18 protein-coding genes and 4 tRNA genes are annotated in these 17,184 nt (G+C 59.5%); 13 read left to right on the top strand and 9 right to left on the bottom strand.

Going from position 1 to position 17,184, the window contains the following annotated elements; genetic code table 11:
* Positions 1-2 precede the first annotated feature (2 nt).
* The 4 genes from C2E19_RS25235 to yacG are packed head-to-tail and all read left to right on the top strand — an operon-like array spanning position 3 to position 2,911.
* Positions 3-1,220: a type II secretion system F family protein gene (locus C2E19_RS25235; protein WP_129395555.1), complete on the top strand. Its 1,218-nt coding sequence runs from the start codon at positions 3-5 to the stop codon at positions 1,218-1,220.
* Position 1,221: 1 nt separating this feature from the next.
* A complete protein-coding gene (locus C2E19_RS25240; RefSeq protein WP_129395556.1) occupies positions 1,222-2,094 on the top strand; it encodes an A24 family peptidase in 873 nt (290 codons plus the stop codon).
* Positions 2,091-2,714: a dephospho-CoA kinase gene (coaE, locus tag C2E19_RS25245; protein ID WP_129395557.1), complete on the top strand. Its 624-nt coding sequence runs from the start codon at positions 2,091-2,093 to the stop codon at positions 2,712-2,714. Before C2E19_RS25240 ends, coaE begins: the two co-directional genes overlap by 4 nt.
* Complete coding sequence (gene yacG / locus C2E19_RS25250; protein WP_129395558.1) at positions 2,711-2,911, top strand: DNA gyrase inhibitor YacG; 201 nt, start codon at positions 2,711-2,713, stop codon at positions 2,909-2,911. Before coaE ends, yacG begins: the two co-directional genes overlap by 4 nt.
* Positions 2,912-2,917: 6 nt before the next feature.
* Here yacG and C2E19_RS25255 read toward each other — a convergent pair whose 3' ends face one another.
* Both C2E19_RS25255 and C2E19_RS25260 read right to left on the bottom strand, forming a co-directional pair.
* Positions 2,918-3,133 (bottom strand): hypothetical protein, encoded by a 216-nt coding sequence (locus C2E19_RS25255; RefSeq protein ID WP_007909901.1) that lies wholly within the window; start codon positions 3,131-3,133, stop codon positions 2,918-2,920.
* Positions 3,134-3,198: 65 nt separating this feature from the next.
* Positions 3,199-3,888: an energy-coupling factor ABC transporter permease gene (locus C2E19_RS25260; protein ID WP_129395559.1), complete on the bottom strand. Its 690-nt coding sequence runs from the start codon at positions 3,886-3,888 to the stop codon at positions 3,199-3,201.
* Positions 3,889-4,067: 179 nt separating this feature from the next.
* Here C2E19_RS25260 and C2E19_RS25265 point away from each other — a divergent pair, with 179 nt between their 5' ends.
* The 5 genes from C2E19_RS25265 to C2E19_RS25285 all read left to right on the top strand — a co-directional run bounded on the left by C2E19_RS25265 (position 4,068) and on the right by C2E19_RS25285 (position 7,510).
* On the top strand, positions 4,068-4,694 hold the full coding sequence (locus C2E19_RS25265; protein WP_064392452.1) for a DUF1780 domain-containing protein: 627 nt from the start codon (positions 4,068-4,070) through the stop codon (positions 4,692-4,694).
* Positions 4,691-5,218 (top strand): MOSC domain-containing protein, encoded by a 528-nt coding sequence (locus C2E19_RS25270; protein WP_129395560.1) that lies wholly within the window; start codon positions 4,691-4,693, stop codon positions 5,216-5,218. Before C2E19_RS25265 ends, C2E19_RS25270 begins: the two co-directional genes overlap by 4 nt.
* A 51-nt stretch (positions 5,219-5,269) precedes the next feature.
* Positions 5,270-5,443, top strand: coding sequence for a DUF3094 domain-containing protein (locus C2E19_RS25275; protein WP_007909875.1), 174 nt, complete (start codon positions 5,270-5,272; stop codon positions 5,441-5,443).
* A gap of 66 nt (positions 5,444-5,509) precedes the next feature.
* Positions 5,510-6,808 (top strand): NAD(P)/FAD-dependent oxidoreductase, encoded by a 1,299-nt coding sequence (locus C2E19_RS25280; protein WP_095121769.1) that lies wholly within the window; start codon positions 5,510-5,512, stop codon positions 6,806-6,808.
* 294 nt (positions 6,809-7,102) lie between these two features.
* Positions 7,103-7,510: an EF-hand domain-containing protein gene (locus C2E19_RS25285; RefSeq protein ID WP_129395561.1), complete on the top strand. Its 408-nt coding sequence runs from the start codon at positions 7,103-7,105 to the stop codon at positions 7,508-7,510.
* Between the two features lie 121 nt (positions 7,511-7,631).
* On the opposite strand, the gene C2E19_RS25290 is transcribed toward C2E19_RS25285, so the two are convergent.
* The 7 genes from C2E19_RS25290 to rluD form a co-directional block, all read right to left on the bottom strand.
* Positions 7,632-7,708: transfer RNA gene (locus C2E19_RS25290), tRNA-Pro, on the bottom strand.
* Between the two features lie 94 nt (positions 7,709-7,802).
* Positions 7,803-7,878: transfer RNA gene (locus tag C2E19_RS25295), tRNA-Lys, on the bottom strand.
* 5 nt (positions 7,879-7,883) lie between these two features.
* Positions 7,884-7,960, bottom strand: a tRNA-Pro gene (locus C2E19_RS25300).
* Between the two features lie 9 nt (positions 7,961-7,969).
* Positions 7,970-8,045, bottom strand: a tRNA-Asn gene (locus C2E19_RS25305).
* Positions 8,046-8,342: 297 nt separating this feature from the next.
* Entirely contained in the window at positions 8,343-10,907 is a 2,565-nt protein-coding gene (gene clpB / locus C2E19_RS25310) for an ATP-dependent chaperone ClpB (RefSeq protein ID WP_129395562.1), read from the bottom strand.
* Positions 10,908-11,036: 129 nt separating this feature from the next.
* Positions 11,037-11,759: a peptidoglycan editing factor PgeF gene (pgeF, locus tag C2E19_RS25315; protein ID WP_129395563.1), complete on the bottom strand. Its 723-nt coding sequence runs from the start codon at positions 11,757-11,759 to the stop codon at positions 11,037-11,039.
* Positions 11,756-12,718, bottom strand: a complete 963-nt coding sequence (rluD, locus tag C2E19_RS25320) for a 23S rRNA pseudouridine(1911/1915/1917) synthase RluD (RefSeq protein ID WP_122592797.1) — start codon at positions 12,716-12,718, stop codon at positions 11,756-11,758. The genes pgeF and rluD overlap by 4 nt, the downstream gene beginning before the upstream one ends.
* 151 nt (positions 12,719-12,869) lie before the next feature.
* On the opposite strand from rluD, the gene C2E19_RS25325 reads away from it, so the two are divergent.
* From C2E19_RS25325 to C2E19_RS25340, 4 genes are all read left to right on the top strand, one after another.
* A complete protein-coding gene (locus C2E19_RS25325) occupies positions 12,870-13,886 on the top strand; it encodes an outer membrane protein assembly factor BamD (protein WP_129395564.1) in 1,017 nt (338 codons plus the stop codon).
* A 126-nt stretch (positions 13,887-14,012) separates the two neighbouring features.
* Positions 14,013-14,252, top strand: a complete 240-nt coding sequence (locus tag C2E19_RS25330; protein ID WP_129395565.1) for a PP0621 family protein — start codon at positions 14,013-14,015, stop codon at positions 14,250-14,252.
* Positions 14,242-15,831, top strand: a complete 1,590-nt coding sequence (locus tag C2E19_RS25335; protein WP_129396177.1) for a PAS domain-containing sensor histidine kinase — start codon at positions 14,242-14,244, stop codon at positions 15,829-15,831. Before C2E19_RS25330 ends, C2E19_RS25335 begins: the two co-directional genes overlap by 11 nt.
* Positions 15,828-17,174 (top strand): sigma-54 dependent transcriptional regulator, encoded by a 1,347-nt coding sequence (locus tag C2E19_RS25340; RefSeq protein WP_129395566.1) that lies wholly within the window; start codon positions 15,828-15,830, stop codon positions 17,172-17,174. Before C2E19_RS25335 ends, C2E19_RS25340 begins: the two co-directional genes overlap by 4 nt.
* Positions 17,175-17,184 lie beyond the last annotated feature (10 nt).

Raw genomic sequence — 17,184 nt, forward strand, 5'->3', positions numbered from 1 at the left:
ACATGGCGGTCAAGGCAGCGAAAATCAGCATCTATGCCTGGGAAGGCACGGACCGCAAAGGCAGCAAGGTCACCGGGGAACTGAGCGGGCAAAATCCCGCACTGATCAAGGCGCAGCTGCGCAAACAGGGGATCAACCCTGGCAAGGTACGCAAGAAGTCCGCCTCTTTGCTGAGTTTCGGCAAACGCATCAAGGCGCAGGACATCGCCCTGTTCACCCGCCAGATGGCGACCATGATGAAGGCCGGCGTGCCGCTGTTGCAGTCGTTCGACATCATTGGCGAAGGCTTCGAAAACCCGGCCATGCGCAAACTGGTGGACGACGTGAAACAGGAAGTCGCGGCCGGTAACAGCTTCGCCACGGCCCTGCGCAAGAAGCCACAATATTTCGACGAGTTGTATTGCAACCTCGTCGATGCCGGCGAGCAGTCCGGCGCCCTCGACACGCTGCTCGAGCGCGTCGCGACCTATAAGGAGAAAAGCGAACGCCTGAAGGCCAAGATCAAGAAAGCCATGACCTACCCGTCGGCGGTGTTATTGGTCGCGGCCGTGGTGACCGGGATTCTGCTGGTAAAAGTGGTGCCGCAATTCCAGTCGGTATTTTCCGGTTTCGGCGCCGAGTTGCCCGCCTTTACCCTGATGGTCATCAGCCTGTCGGCGTTCATGCAGCAATGGTGGTGGGCGATCCTCGGCGTATTGGTGGTGGCGATTTTCGGCACCCGTCATGCGCTGAAAACATCTCAGGCCTTGCGCGACCGCAAAGACACCTGGCTGCTGAAACTGCCCTTGGTCGGCACGCTGCTGTACAAGTCTGCCGTCGCCCGCTTCGCCCGCACCCTGTCGACGACGTTCGCCGCCGGTGTGCCGCTGGTCGAGGCGCTCGACTCGGTTGCGGGTGCCACCGGCAACGTGGTGTTCAAACGCGCGGTGCTGCGGATTCGTCAGGACGTCTCGACCGGTATGCAGCTGAATTTTTCCATGCGCTCCACCGGGGTCTTTCCCAATATGGCCGTGCAGATGACCGCGATCGGCGAAGAGTCCGGTGCGCTGGACGAGATGCTCGACAAGGTCGCCGGGTTTTACGAAGAGGAAGTGGATAACATGGTCGACAACCTCACCAGCCTCATGGAGCCATTCATCATGGTGGTGCTGGGGGTGATCGTCGGCGGGTTGGTCGTGGCCATGTACTTGCCGATCTTCCAACTCGGCTCAGCGATCTGACATGCCTATCGACGAACTGTTTGCCCTGTATCCGCTGGCCTTTGTTTGCACCGCGTTGCTGCTCGGCCTGGTGGTCGGCAGCTTCCTCAACGTGTTGATCTGGCGTCTGCCGAAAATGCTTGAGCGCGATTGGCGTCAGCAGGCCCACGACGTATTGGGCTTGCCTGCCGAACCACCGCTGCCCACCTACAACCTGATGCTGCCGCACTCCGAATGCCCGCATTGCGCGCATCGAATTCGCGCCTGGGAAAACATTCCGCTGCTCAGTTATCTGGCGCTGCGCGGACGTTGCTCAGCCTGCGCGGCAGCGATCAGCAAACGTTATCCACTGACCGAACTGGCCTGCGGCTTGCTCTCGGCATTCATCGCCTGGCATTTCGGTTTTGGCTGGCCGGCCGCTCTGCTGATCTTCCTCAGCTGGGGGTTGCTGGCGATGAGCTTGATCGACGTCGAGCATCAACTGCTGCCCGATGTGCTGGTGCTGCCGTTGCTGTGGCTGGGTTTGATCGTCAACAGTTTCGGCCTGTTCGTGCCGCTGCATGACGCCTTGTGGGGCACCGTCGCCGGGTACATGGCGCTGTGGTCGGTGTTCTGGCTGTTCAAGTTGCTGACCGGCAAGGACGGCATGGGCCATGGCGATTTCAAGCTGCTGGCGTTGTTCGGCGCCTGGGGCGGTTGGCAGATTCTGCCGCTGACGATTCTGCTGTCGTCGTTGGTGGGCGCGGTGATCGGGGTGATTCTGTTGCGTTTGCGCGCGCAGGAAACCTCCACGCCAATCCCTTTCGGTCCCTATCTGGCAATTGCCGGCTGGATTGCCATGCTCTGGGGTGGTCAAATAACCGACTTCTATTGGCAGTTTGTCGGTTTGAAATGAATACCCCTGTGGAAAAACCCTGGATTCTCGGCCTGACCGGCGGCATTGGCAGCGGCAAAAGCGCGGCGGCCCAGCACTTCATCGACCTTGGCATCCATGTTGTGGATGCCGATCATGCGGCGCGCTGGGTGGTCGAACCGGGACGCCCGGCGCTGGCGAAGATTGCCGAACATTTCGGCCCCGGCGTGTTACAAGCTGACGGCACACTCGACCGTGCGGCCTTGCGCAAACTGATCTTCGAGATTGCAGAGGAGCGCCGCTGGCTCGAAGCCCTGTTGCATCCGTTGATCGCCGAAGAGATCGCCCATCATCTGGCGCTGGCAAAATCGCCTTACGCGATTCTGGTTTCGCCGCTGTTGATCGAGTCCGGGCAATACGCGATGACCCAGCGCATCCTGGTCATCGATGCCCCGCAACAACTGCAGATCGAACGCACCTTGCAGCGTGACCAGACCAGCGAACAGCAGGTTCAGGCGATCCTCAAGGCGCAATCCAGCCGTGAAGACCGCGTGAGCCGTGCCGACGATGTGGTGGTCAACGACCGCGACCTCGCTTGGCTGCAGAGCGAAGTCGAGCGTCTGCATCACTTTTACCTGACTTTATCCGGAGGCCAAGCATGAGCCAGATCCCCACCGTTGAATGCCCAACCTGCGGCGCCCCCGTGGAATTCACGCCTGAAAGCGAATTTCGTCCATTCTGCTCCGCGCGCTGCAAACTGATCGACCTCGGCGCCTGGGCCTCTGAAGAACACAAGATTCCAGTCGCACCGGATGCCGAGGACGAAATGTTTTCCGGGGACTTCGACCCGCGTCACTGATCCCGTTCAGGGGCGCATAAAGCCGTAGTCCTGATCGTCGTCGAGGTTTTCCGCGAGAAAGCGCAATTCGTCGGCCAGGTCTTCGGCGTTGCGCACGGCCTTGCTTTGTTGCACCACCGCACTGAGCAAAGCGCGCAAACTCAAGCCGGGGTCAAACCCCACCTCCTGCGCCATGTCCAGACTTTGCCGGGTTTCCTGCCTCGCCCACTCGTAAACACTCATGCCGCTGCTCCTGAAGGGATTTGCGCGAGCATGAAATTTCCCGTGGATGGCCGGTTTGATGTGGATCAAGACTTCGGATCGTCGTCCTTCCACGGCGCCGAAAGGTAGCGGGTGCGGTTGAAAGTCTCCAGCCATTCCGGGCAGAACACCACCAGGGCGCTGATGACCATGCCGTTGATGAACGCCTCGGGGAAAATGATCAGCCACAGGTAACCGATGAAGTCCTCGAGCCATTCCGGCAGGGCGAAGAGACCGTCGTACCAGAGCAGCGTCAGGCTCAAAAGCAGGCAAAACAACGCCGACAGCGCGGCAGCCAGAAACCCCGAACAGAAAATATAAACGAAGGGATTCCGCGGCTGCGCACGTTCGACCAGAATCGCCACGCACTCGGTGATCAGCACGGGCAGCAAAATAAACAATGAGCCGTTGGCCCCCATCGCCGCGAGATCCTGACGCCCGAGCAACACCAGACCGATTTGCGCCACCAGCCCGCCGACAATCGCCAAGGGCCAGTCCAGCAGCAAGGTCACCGCCGTCATACCGATAAAGTGATACGACACGCCGGTGTCGAAATCCCTGCGCACCAGCCACAGCAGAAACAACGCGAACACCGTGCCGAACAACAGGTGTTGACGACGACTGTCACTGAACAACTCGAGCCACGGCGCCCTCAAGACCGCCCAGAGCAGCGCCGGCAAGTAAATCAGCCAACCGAATGTCAGACTCTCCGTCGAAAGCAGTTCAGCCCCGATCATGACTCCCTCACCTTTCTGCGCACGTCCCCCGTAGGAGCTGCCGCAGGCTGCGATCTTTTGATCTTGTTCTTTTTACAGTCAAAAGATCGCAGCCTTCGGCAGCTCCTACAAGGGCGAGGTGAGCGGGCGGTGCAAGCAAAGCTTTCAGCTTGTCGCATTTGGACGCTAAGCTTGGGCCTATGGATGACTCAGATTATTTACGCCTGCTGACCATCGCGGCCGAGCAGGCCAACGCGTTCCTGTCCAATGCCCGCAAATGGGAGCGTGAGCGTTGGGTTTGCCAGCGCCTGCTGCAAGGCTTGAATATTCCCTACCGCGTCGACGAATTCGCGCCGGCCGGTGAACCGCCGGACGTGCTGTTTCGCGAGGCCAATTTCGAAGTGTTCTTCGTCCTCGATGAGGGGCGTCGGCTCAATGACGAATGGCGCGATGAGTTGCAGCGCCGCCGCAGCGCGTTTTCTCTCAGCCAACTGGTTCGCCGCGAAGCCAAGCCCAAGCGAATACCGGCCAATGAATTCCTCATGCGACTGGCACCGACCTTGCGCAAAAAAGCTCACAACTACAAAGAGCGCGGCATGGACCTCGGTGAACTGGACATCATCGCCTTCGCCAGCCTCAAGCGCGAAGTGCTCGACTTGAACAGCCACTTCCCGCCGCCCACCGAATATTTGCGTCAGGGCTGGCGCTCGTTGTCGCTCGTCGGCCCGACCTTCGCCCGCGTGCTGTTCGCTCACCCGGACGCGCCGGACTTTCTGCGCAGTAACCTTGGCCGCAGCATCGTCTTCGATGTCGGGATCAGCCTGTGACACCACTTCAGCAATTGATCGCGGATGTGCCGCAGACCGGATGTGTACGCTGGATCGGCGTGCGCCCCGAGTCCCGGGGGCCGATGATCGAACTGGATGCGGTGGAAGCGCGGCTGGAAGCAGGGCTGACCGGCGACCACGCCCGCCCCGGTGTGCGTAATGCGCGCCAGGTGACGCTGATCCAGTTCGAACACCTGGCGGTGATCAACGCATTGATGGGGCGCCCAGACGATCAACCGGTGAAACCTGAAGATCTGCGGCGTAATCTCGTTATCAGCGGTATCAATCTGTTTAGTCTGAAAGGTCGGCGCTTTCGCATCGGTCAGGCAATATTCGAAACCACGGGCTGGTGTCAGCCTTGCGCACGCCTGCAGAACAACCTTGGCCCCGGCACCTTTCAGGCCGTGCGCGGGCATGGCGGAATTACTGCGCGAGTGTTACAAAGCGGGATCATTCGCCTCGAAGACAGGGTGAGCGTCGAGCCGGTTCCGGACAGCGGCTATGCTCCGTTCAACCCCGGATAAAAACCGCTGTAGCTTGCGCCCATTCAGCAACGTCTACCTGACGAGGCAATTATGACCAGCCGCCTGAACCCCGAAGACCAGAAACATGTCGAAGAGTACCTGCAACTGTCCCAACACCGAGTCGAGCGCCGGCCATTCCGGCCGTGGATGCTCCTCGTGCTGGTGCTGGCAGTGACCATTGGTCTGGGCCTGTTGAGCCGATTTATCAGTTACCTGACGCTATGAGCAGCCTGGCGCTCGCTTGGGTAATGACGACAAAGATTTCCTTTAAAAACCTTGCGAGTTATCCCTATGTCCCATCGTATTGTTATTGTCGGCGGCGGCGCCGGCGGCCTGGAGTTGGCTACCCGTCTGGGTAAGACTCTGGGCAAGCGCGGCACGGCCAGCGTGATGCTGGTCGACGCCAACCTGACGCACATCTGGAAGCCTTTGCTGCACGAAGTGGCCGCCGGATCGCTGAACTCCTCCGAAGACGAACTCAACTATGTTGCCCAGGCGAAATGGAACCACTTCGAGTTCCAGCTGGGGCGCATGAGCGGGCTTGATCGTGCGCAGAAGAAAATCCAGCTAGCGGCGACCTACGACGAAAACGGCGTCGAGCTCGTCCCGGCGCGTGAAGTGCAATACGACTCGCTGGTGATCAGCGTCGGCAGCACCACCAACGATTTCGGCACTCAGGGTGCGGCGCAACACTGCCTGTTCCTCGATACCCGCAAACAGGCCGAGCGCTTCCACCAGCAACTGCTCAATCACTATCTGCGTGCACATGCCGGCCAGACCGACGTGATCGAGCAGATCAGCGTGGCCATCGTCGGCGCGGGCGCCACAGGCGTCGAGCTGGCGGCAGAACTGCACAACGCGGCGCATGAATTGGCCGCTTATGGCCTGGACCGGATCAAACCGGAAAACATGCACATCACCCTGATCGAAGCCGGCCCACGGGTGTTGCCAGCCCTGCCCGAGCGCATCAGCGGACCGGTGCACAAGACGCTGGAGAAACTCGGGGTCAATGTCATGACCAACGCATCGGTCAGCGAAGTGACCGCAGACAGTTTGATCACTGCCGACGGCAACGAGATCAAGGCCAGCCTGAAAGTCTGGGCTGCCGGTATCCGTGCGCCGGGTTTCCTCAAGGACATCGACGGCCTGGAAACCAATCGCATCAATCAACTGCAAGTGCTGCCGACCCTGCAAACCACCCGTGACGAAAACATCTTCGCTTTCGGCGACTGCGCAGCCTGCCCACAACCGGGCACCGATCGCAACGTGCCACCGCGTGCACAAGCAGCGCACCAACAGGCCTCCTTGCTGGCCAAATCGCTGAAACTGCGCATCGAAGGCAAGACCCTGCCGGAATACAAGTACACCGACTACGGCTCGCTGATCTCGCTGTCGCGTTTCTCGGCTGTGGGTAACTTGATGGGCAACCTGACCGGCAGCGTGATGCTCGAAGGCTGGCTGGCACGGATGTTTTACGTGTCGCTGTACCGCATGCACCAGATGGCGTTGTACGGGCCGTTTCGCACGGCGATGCTGATGCTGGGCAGCAAGATTGGTCGCGGCACCGAGCCACGCCTGAAGCTGCATTGATGCAGTAAAACTGTGGGAGGGGCTTGCTCCCGAAGGCGGTGTGTCAGTCGACGTTAATGTTGCTGATATACAGCTTTCGCGAGCAAGCCCGCTCCCACATTTGATTTTCATGTGATTGAAGATATGTGTCTGACTGTATCTTCGCCCCGCCCTTCGCAACTTCGCTTACAAACTCCCCCGCTGCGCGACACAGTCGCGATACACCGCCACCGCCTAATGGCCACACCCGAGCAACACCTGCTCAGGCAATCGTCCTTAACGTGTGGTTGCGCAGCGCAGCCCAGGAGAATGTATATGTCCCGTACTTCGACTCTCGGTAAAAAATCCATTGGCCTGATCGGCGCCGCGCTGGCTGGCGGTCTGATGCTGTCCGGCTCGGTATTCGCCGCGCAACCATTGGCCCAGGGTTACATGGTCGCTTCTGCAGAAACCTCGGTAAAAACCCCTGAAGGCAAATGTGGCGAAGGCAAGTGTGGCGATGCGTCGATGGCCAGGACTGACAGCGATGGCGACGGCAAGGTATCCCGGGCGGAGTTTCTGAAAGTGGCGCCGAAGTCTGATTTCGACAAGATCGACACCAACCATGACGGTTTTATCGATGAGCAGGAGGCCTACAACAATGTGAAGGCCAACTTCGAAGCCAATGGCAAGAAAATGCCCAAGGGGCTGTTCGAACATCTGAAAGATCAAGACGGCGCCTGATTGCCAGAAAAAACCAGGCCGCGCGCTCTTCCGGGTGGCGCGGCTTTTTTGCGCCTGCTGTCCGTCAGTAAACGCCGGGCAAAAAAAATCCCCGTATCTTTCGATACGAGGATTTTTAATATGGTCGGGGTAAGGGGATTCGAACTCCTGACATCCTGCTCCCAAAGCAGGCGCGCTACCGGACTGCGCTATACCCCGGTAAAAAAAAGGCGACCTTTCAGTCGCCTTCTTCGATCAGCGCTTTTGGCCTCTGATCTTAAGATTCGATTCCAGCGTTAACTGGTTTCAAAAATGGTGGGTCGTGTGGGATTCGAACCTACGACCAATTGGTTAAAAGCCAACTGCTCTACCAACTGAGCTAACGACCCAAAAATGGTCGGGGTAAGGGGATTCGAACTCCTGACATCCTGCTCCCAAAGCAGGCGCGCTACCGGACTGCGCTATACCCCGGCTTGAAATTGGCTCCGTGACCAGGACTCGAACCTGGGACCCAATGATTAACAGTCATTTGCTCTACCGACTGAGCTATCACGGAACTACATATTTCAATTTACAACTGTGAAACTTACTGCTTCCAGTCACTCGTTCGCATCGCTGCGTTCGTGTGTCTGAGGCGCGCTATTCTACAACCTAGAACACCTCTGTCAACCCCCTAAATTGCTTTCAAGTTAATGATTTGCAACTTATTTCAGATTTCAACTCAGTGAGCTGAGACCGTCTTGGCGACTGACTGCGGGGCGCACTTTACAAGCCTTTTCCTTTGAGTTCAACAGCCTAACGAAAAAAAAGGCCCCACAAGGTGGGGCCTGCCAATTTTCATTGGTGTTCGGACTTAGTTGAAAACGATTTCGTCGTTCTCAACCGCGCCGGTTGCCGTGTCGCCAGGCATGAAATGACCCGAGAGGATCATTTGCGCCAGCGGGTTTTCGATCCAGCGCTGGATCGCCCGTTTCAAAGGACGTGCGCCATACACCGGGTCGTAGCCGACAGCGATCAGCTTGTCCATCGCTTCCGGGCTCAGTTCCAGCTTCAGCTCGCGCTCGGCCAGACGGCTGCGCAGACGGCCCAACTGGATCTCGGTAATGCCCGCGATCTGATCCCGCGCCAGAGGCTCGAAGATCACTACTTCGTCGACCCGGTTGATGAACTCCGGGCGGAAGTGCGACGTCAGCGCATCCATCACCGCAGCACGCTGCGCCTCACGGTCACCGACCAGTTCCTGAATCTGCACAGAACCGAGATTCGAGGTCATGACAATCACGGTATTGCGGAAGTCCACCGTGCGGCCATGGCTGTCGGTCAGGCGACCATCTTCAAGCACTTGCAGCAGGATGTTGAACACATCCGGGTGCGCCTTCTCGACCTCGTCCAGCAGGATCACCGAGTAAGGCTTGCGACGCACCGCCTCGGTCAGGTAACCGCCCTCTTCGTAGCCGACGTATCCCGGTGGCGCACCGATCAGGCGAGCCACGGAATGTTTCTCCATGAACTCGGACATGTCGATCCGCACCATCGCCTCTTCCGTATCAAAGAGGAATTCGGCCAGCGCCTTGCACAGCTCGGTTTTACCGACACCGGTCGGGCCGAGGAACATGAACGAGCCGCTCGGACGATTCGGGTCGGAAAGCCCGGCGCGCGAACGCCGTACTGCGTTAGACACGGCAACTACGGCTTCTTCCTGACCGATCACCCGTTTGTGCAACAGGCTTTCCATCTTCATCAGTTTGTCGCGCTCGCCTTCGAGCATTTTCGACACCGGAATGCCGGTCCACTTCGACACGACTTCGGCGATCTCTTCTTCAGTCACCTTGCTGCGCAGCAACTGGTTTTCGCTCTTGCCGTGCTGATCGACCATTTGCAGGCTGCGCTCCAGATCCGGGATCACCCCGTACTGCAACTCGGCCATGCGATTCAGGTCGCCTTTACGGCGTGCCGCTTCCAGTTCCTGACGCGACTGTTCGATCTTCTGCTGAATCTGTGCAGAACCCTGTACCTCGGCTTTTTCCGAGTTCCAGATTTCTTCCAGATCGGAATACTCACGCTCCAGACGGACGATTTCTTCCTGGAGTTTCTCCAGACGTTTCATCGCCGCTTCGTCGCTTTCTTTCTTCAGTGCCTGGGATTCCACCTTCAACTGAATCAGGCGACGCTCAAGACGATCGAGCACTTCCGGCTTGGAATCGATTTCCATGCGGATGCGGCTGGCGGCCTCGTCGATCAGGTCGATGGCCTTGTCCGGCAACTGCCGGTCAGTGATGTAGCGATGGCTGAGCTTGGCCGCGGCGATGATCGCGCCGTCGGTGATCGCCACCTTGTGGTGAACCTCGTAACGCTCTTTGAGGCCACGCAGGATGGCGATGGTGTCCTCTTCGCTCGGCTCATCCACCAGGACTTTCTGGAAGCGTCGCTCAAGCGCCGCGTCCTTCTCTATATATTGGCGGTACTCGTTGAGCGTGGTCGCGCCGACACAGTGCAACTCGCCGCGCGCCAGTGCAGGCTTGAGCATGTTGCCGGCGTCCATCGAGCCTTCGCCCTTACCGGCGCCGACCATGGTGTGCAGTTCGTCGATGAACAGAATGATCTGCCCTTCCTGCTTCGACAGCTCGTTGAGCAGTGATTTCAGGCGTTCTTCGAACTCACCGCGATACTTGGCACCGGCAATCAGCGCGCCCATGTCCAGCGACAGCAGACGTTTGCCCTTGAGGCCGTCCGGCACTTCGCCGTTGATGATGCGCTGCGCCAGACCTTCGGCGATCGCGGTTTTCCCCACGCCAGGCTCACCGATCAGCACCGGGTTGTTCTTGGTGCGGCGTTGCAGAACCTGAATGGTGCGACGAATTTCGTCATCACGGCCGATCACTGGGTCGAGCTTGCCGTCTTCGGCGCGCTTGGTCAGGTCGACGGTGTATTTATCCAGCGCCTGACGCGACTCTTCGTGGTTGGCGTCATTCACCGCCTCGCCGCCACGCAGGTTATTGATCGCGTTTTCCAGGGCTTTCTTGCTCACACCCTGGCCGAGCAGCAACTTGCCAAGCTTGCTGTTCTCGTCCATCGCGGCGAGCAGCACCAGTTCGCTCGAAATGAATTGGTCGCCCTTCTGCTGGGCCATACGATCGGCCTGGTTGAGCAGGCGCGCCAGATCCTGCGACATGTTGACGTCGCCGGTCGGGTTCTGGATTTTCGGTAATTGGTCGAGCTCTTTGGTCAGCTCTTTACGCAAGCTGTTGACGTCGAAGCCGACCTGCATCAGCAGAGGTTTGATCGAACCACCCTGCTGTTCAAGCATGGCTTGCATCAAGTGCGCCGGCTCAATCGCCGGATGATCGTGGCCGACAGCCAACGACTGCGCGTCGGACAAGGCCAACTGTAATTTGCTGGTTAAACGGTCTATTCGCATAAGTCACCTTCCTTTTGAGCAGGCCGGACCTAAAAACCATCCTGAATAAAGAAACCTGCCAGATACCGCTATAGATGCGGTCGATTCTGCAAGATTCAAGCGTCAGGCAGTTGATGCAGATCAGACAGTCTAGCGGGTGAGCCAGATGAGGGAGGCGAAGCGACCGGTGCGCGAGGCACGGCGATAGGAGAAGAAGCGCGGATCGGTCACGGTGCAGAAACCTCCGCCGTAAACCGCTGTAACTCCTCGGGCGGCCAGACGTAGGCGCGCCAGTAAATAGATATCCGCCATGAACTTGCCGGCATTGTCGCTCGGTACGAACGCTTCTGCTGCTTCAGGCAGTTGATTGATGAAGACTTCGCGCACTTCCGCGCCGACTTCAAAGGCTTGCGGGCCGATGGCCGGGCCGAGCCAGACCAGAACATCTTTGGGCAGAACATCAAGGCTATCGAGCGTCGCTTCCAGTACACCCGCCGCCAGACCGCGCCAACCGGCATGGGCCGCCGCCACGCGAGTGCCGGCACGATCGCAGAACAATGCTGGCAAGCAATCGGCTGTCATCGCCGCGCAGGCAACGCCCGGCGTTGCTGTCCAACTGGCATCTGCGGTCGCAACAATGCCCGGATCAGCAGGCGCCACGGCAATCCCGTGCACTTGCTGCAACCAGGCAGGCTGTATAGAGAAGTGATCGGTCAGGCGCCGACGGTTCTCGGCAACAGCCTCAGGACGATCATCGACATGATCGCCCAGATTGAGGCTGTCGAACGGTGCCTCGCTGACACCACCCTCGCGAGTGCTGACGCAGGCTTTGACGCTGGCCGGCGCGGGCCAGTCCGGCGTCAGCCAGTTCATCCGATGAATGCCTCGCGATCCTGCTTGAGCAGGGTCAGCAACCAGACGAAATCTTCTGGCAGCGGCGATTCCCAGCTCATGCGCACACCGGTCGTCGGATGATCCAGCTCAAGGAAACGCGCGTGCAGGGCCTGACGCGGGAAATGCTTGAGCGATTCAACCATCGTCGGGTTAGCGGCTGGCGGAATGCGGAAACGACCGCCGTATGCCGGATCGCCGACCAACGGAAAGTTGATATGCGACATGTGCACACGGATCTGGTGGGTACGACCGGTTTCCAGCTTCACCCGTACGTGGGTGTGCGAGCGGAAACGCTCCAGCACGCGGTAGTGGCTGACGGCAGGCTTGCCGCCTTCCATTACCGCCATGCGCTGGCGCTGCTGGCCGTGACGACCGATCGGGGCGTTGATCTTGCCACCGGCGGTGACCACGCCGATCACGATGCACTCGTAGATCCGGCTGACGCTGCGACTCTGCAATTGAGTAACAAGCTTGGTCTGCGCCTGAATGGTCTTGGCCACCACCATCAAACCGGTGGTGTCCTTGTCCAGACGATGCACGATACCGGCGCGCGGGACATTGATGATGTCCGGCACGTGGTGCAGCAAGGCATTGAGCAAGGTGCCATCGGCATGACCGGCAGCCGGGTGCACCACCAGGCCCGCAGGCTTGTTGATCACCAGGATGTCGTCGTCTTCATAGACGATGTCGAGCTCGATGTCCTGGGCGATCCACTCGCCCTGGGCTTCCTGCTCGGCAGTCAGCTCAAGGATGGCACCGCCATGCACGATGTCGCGAGGGCGGATGACCGCCCCGTCCACAGTCAGGCGACCTTCTTTGATCCAGGCGGAAAGGCGCGAGCGAGAGTGCTCAGCGAAGAGTTGGGCAGCGACTTGATCGAGGCGTTGGCCGCCCAATTCGGACGGCACCTCTGCGCGAAGTTCAATTTTATCGGACATGCTCTGACTGTGCGTCGGCACAGCTTTTGGTTTCGGCTGCGCGCTTGTGGTTAAATACGGCGTCTTTTGCCCCGAGGCTTTTCAACGGGGCGCTCATCATAACAGGACGGCCCCGCCCAAGACAGCGGCCGTCATAGGGACGCAAGCCGCCATGCAAGTGAAACACCTGCTGCTGATCGCCATCCTCGCATTGACCGCTGCTTGCTCATCGAAGGAAGTCGTAGACGAAAACCTCAGCGAAGCCGAGCTGTATCAGCAGGCTCAGACTGACCTGGACAACAACAGCTACACCAGCGCCACAGCCAAGCTGAAGGCTCTGGAGTCGCGTTATCCGTTCGGTCGCTACGCCGATCAGGCACAGCTGGAGCTGATCTACGCCAACTACAAGAACGCCGAGCCGGAAGCTGCAAAGTCCGCTGCCGAGCGTTTCATTCGTTTGCATCCGCAGCATCCGAACGTGGATTACGCGTATTACCTCAAAGGTCTGACTTCTTTCGACCAGGACGTCGGCCTGTTGGCGCGTTTCCTGCCGCTGGACATGACCAAGCGTGACCCGGGCGCTGCCCGCGACTCGTACAACGAGTTCGCCCAGCTGACCAGCCGCTACCCGAACAGCCGCTACGCGCCGGACGCCAAGCAGCGCATGATTTATCTGCGCAACCTGCTGGCAGCCTACGAAATCCACGTGGCCGACTACTACCTGACCCGTCAGGCGTATGTAGCCGCTGCCAACCGTGGCCGGTACGTCGTGGAAAACTTCCAGGAAACCCCATCGGTCGGCGACGGCCTGGCGGTGATGACCGAGGCTTACCAGCGTCTGCACCTGGACGAACTGGCCAACACCAGCCTGGAAACCCTGAAGCTCAACTACCCGAACCACCCGAGCCTGCAAGACGGCCAGTTCGTGCCACGGGTTGCTGAAGCCGATAACCGTTCGTTCCTGAGCAAGGCAACGCTCGGCCTGATCGAATCGCGTCCGCCGCTGCCGCCGGGCGAAACCCGCGCCAACCAGGACGTGCAGAAACAGTACCAGGACGCGAAAGACGCGATACCGAACGATCTGAAGCCTAAAGACGAAAACGGCGACGTGATCGAAGAGCCGGAGCCAGAGTCGAGCAGCACCGACCGCTCGTGGTTCAGCTACATGACCTTCGGCGTGTTCGACTGATCACACCGGATGGACAAAAAAGGGAGATCTGCGGATCTCCCTTTTTTATTGCCGCGCGTTAATAGGCTGTGCGCTTGTCGGGAGCTTGGCTAAACTGCCGGATCATCAGTCGAAAAGCCGCTCATCATGCTTCGTTTATTATTCTGGATTGTCCTGATTTTTGCTGCGGTATGGCTGTGGCGAAAATTCAAGGCACCCGCTGCCAATCAGTCCGATCGCGCCCCCCGCGAGCAGGACGCCCCACCCATGGTGCGTTGCGCCCATTGCGGCGTGCACTTGCCGCGTGATCGCGCATTGAGCGTGCAACAACAGTGGTATTGCAGCCAGGCTCACCTTGAGCAAGGCCCGGGTGCCAGTGATCGCTGAGGCCGCCAACGCCGACAGCAAACAGGCTCAGCGCCTGCTGCGCCTTTATCATCTCTACCGTTTAAGCGTCGGCATCACTTTGGTGCTGCTGATCTCCAGCAACATGGATAACCGCCTGCTGACGTCGGCCAACGACGATCTGCTGCGCGGCGGCAGCTGGTTATATCTGGTCCTGAACATCTTGCTGGTGGTGTTTCTCGAGAACACCCGGCGACCGGCGCAACTGTTCAGCCTGGCCCTCGTCGATGTGCTGTTGCTATGCGGCCTGTTCTATGCGGCGGGCGGCGTGGCCAGCGCCCTCGGCAACCTGCTGATTGTTTCGGTGGCGATCAGCAACACCCTGCTGCGCCGACGCATCGGCCTGCTGATCGCCGCCATCGGCGCTCTTGGCATCGTCGGCCTGAGTTTCCTGCTGAGTTTCAGCCACCCCCTGAGCGCCAACGAATACCTGCAAGCCGGCACGCTCGGCGCACTGTGCTTTGCCGCATCGCTGCTGGTGCAAGGGCTGATCCGCCGTCTTGAAGTCAGCGAAACGCTGGCCGAGCAACGGGCCAGCGAGGTGGTCGGCCTGGAGGCGTTGAACGCACTGATTCTGCAGCGCATGCGCACCGGGATTCTCGTGCTCGACGAGGAACGTCGCGTGCAACTGGCCAACCAGAGTGCGCAGAACCTGCTCGCGCGCTCACACCTGCAAGGCCATCTGATCGACGCCTACTCGCCCGCACTGGTCGAACGCCTGCAACTGTGGATGAACAATCCGAGCCTGCGCCCGCAAAGCCTGAAGATTCCCGGCAATGGCCTTGAATTGCAGCCGAGCTTCATTGCTCTCGAACAAAGCCCGAATCAGCAAACCCTGGTATTTCTCGAAGACCTGGCGCAAATATCCCAGCAGGCCCAGCAACTGAAACTTGCCGCACTCGGGCGCCTGACCGCCGGCATCTCTCACGAAATCCGCAATCCGCTCGGCGCCATCAGTCATGCCGCACAGCTATTGGGCGAATCCGAGGAACTCGACAGCGCCGACCGGCGTCTGACGCAGATCATTCAAGATCACTCCCAGCGCATGAACCGAGTCATCGAAAACGTCCTGCAACTTTCACGACGCCAGCAAAGTGCCCCGCAACGGCTGGATCTCAAGCCGTGGCTGGAAAACTTCGTCGCCGAGAGCCGCGAACAGGCCAGCGAGCGCCAACACATTCATCTGCGGATCAACTCGGGTGACTTCGCCACACTGATGGACCCCAATCAGCTCACGCAAATTCTCGACAATCTGTTACGCAACGGCTGGCGCCACAGCGCGTTACTGCACGAGCAGGCCGAGGTCTGGCTGGCATTGTTCGTCGACCCGGACAGCCAATTGGCGGTGCTTGAGGTGCAGGACAACGGCCCCGGCGTGCCAGTCGACGAACAGGCGCATCTGTTCGAACCGTTCTTTACCACCAGCAGCCAGGGCACCGGCCTTGGGCTTTATCTGTCCCGTGAGCTGTGCGAAAGCAACCAAGCGCGCCTAGACTTCAAACCACGCCAAGGCGGCGGCTGCTTTCGCATCACCTTTGCTCACGGACGGAAACAAAGTTGACTAACAGCCCACGGCAAAAAATCCTCATCGTCGACGACGAGCCCGACATCCGCGAACTCCTGGAAATCACCCTGGGACGGATGAAGCTCGACACCTACAGCGCGCGTAATCTCGGCGAAGCCCAAGCGTTGTTGCACCGCGAGCGCTTTGACCTGTGCCTGACCGACATGCGTCTACCCGACGGCACGGGGCTGGATCTGGTGCTGCACATCCAGCAGCGTTATCCACAACTGCCCGTGGCGATGATCACCGCCTATGGCAGCCTGGAAACCGCAATCAATGCACTGAAGGCCGGCGCCTTTGACTTTCTGACCAAACCGGTTGACCTCACCCGCTTGCGCGAACTGGTCGGCACAGCCCTGCGCATGCCGGCCGCGAGCGCTGCAAGCACTTCAATCGATCGACGCCTGCTCGGTGATTCGTTACCGATGCGCGACCTGCGCAAGCAGATCGACAAGCTCGCCCGCAGCCAGGCGCCGGTGTACATCAGTGGTGAATCCGGCAGCGGCAAGGAGCGGGTCGCGCGCCTGATTCATGAGCAAGGGCCGCGCGCCAGCCAGCCGTTCGTACCGGTGAACTGCGGGGCGATTCCGTCCGAGCTGATGGAAAGCGAATTCTTTGGCCATCGCAAAGGCAGTTTCACCGGCGCCGTCGAGGACAAGCCGGGGCTGTTCCAGGCGGCGAACGGCGGCACCTTGTTTCTCGACGAAGTGGCGGACTTGCCGCTGTCGATGCAGGTAAAACTGCTGCGGGCGATTCAGGAAAAAGCCGTGCGCAGCGTCGGTGGTCAGCAGGAAACCGTGGTCGATGTGCGCATTCTCTGTGCAACCCACAAGGACCTTGATGCCGAGGTCGCTGCCGAGCGTTTCCGCCAGGACCTTTATTACCGGCTCAACGTTATCGAACTGCGCGTGCCATCACTGCGCGAGCGGCGTGACGACATTGAAGTGCTCGCGGCGCACATGCTCAAGCGTTTGGCCAAAGACACCGGCCAACCGGTGGCGCGGCTGCATCCGCAGGCGCTGGAAGCACTGAAGAACTACCGTTTTCCGGGCAATGTGCGGGAGCTGGAGAACGTGCTCGAACGCGCGCACACCTTGTGTGAGAACCGCGTGATCGAGTCTGCAGACTTGCGCTTGAGCGAAGGCAATTGCGCGGCTGAAGGAGGGATTGCCGACCTGACACAGATCGACAATCTGGAAGATTATCTGGAGAACGTCGAGCGCAAACTGATCTTGCAGGCGCTGGAGGAAACGCGCTGGAATCGTACGGCGGCGGCGCAGCGCTTGAGCCTGTCGTTTCGGTCGATGCGCTATCGGCTGAAGAAACTGGGCCTGGATTAGATCGCCAAAG

It is taken from the genome of Pseudomonas sp. DTU12.3, assembly GCF_004124275.1.
In the GTDB taxonomy this organism is placed as follows: Bacteria; Pseudomonadota; Gammaproteobacteria; order Pseudomonadales; family Pseudomonadaceae; genus Aquipseudomonas; species Aquipseudomonas helmanticensis.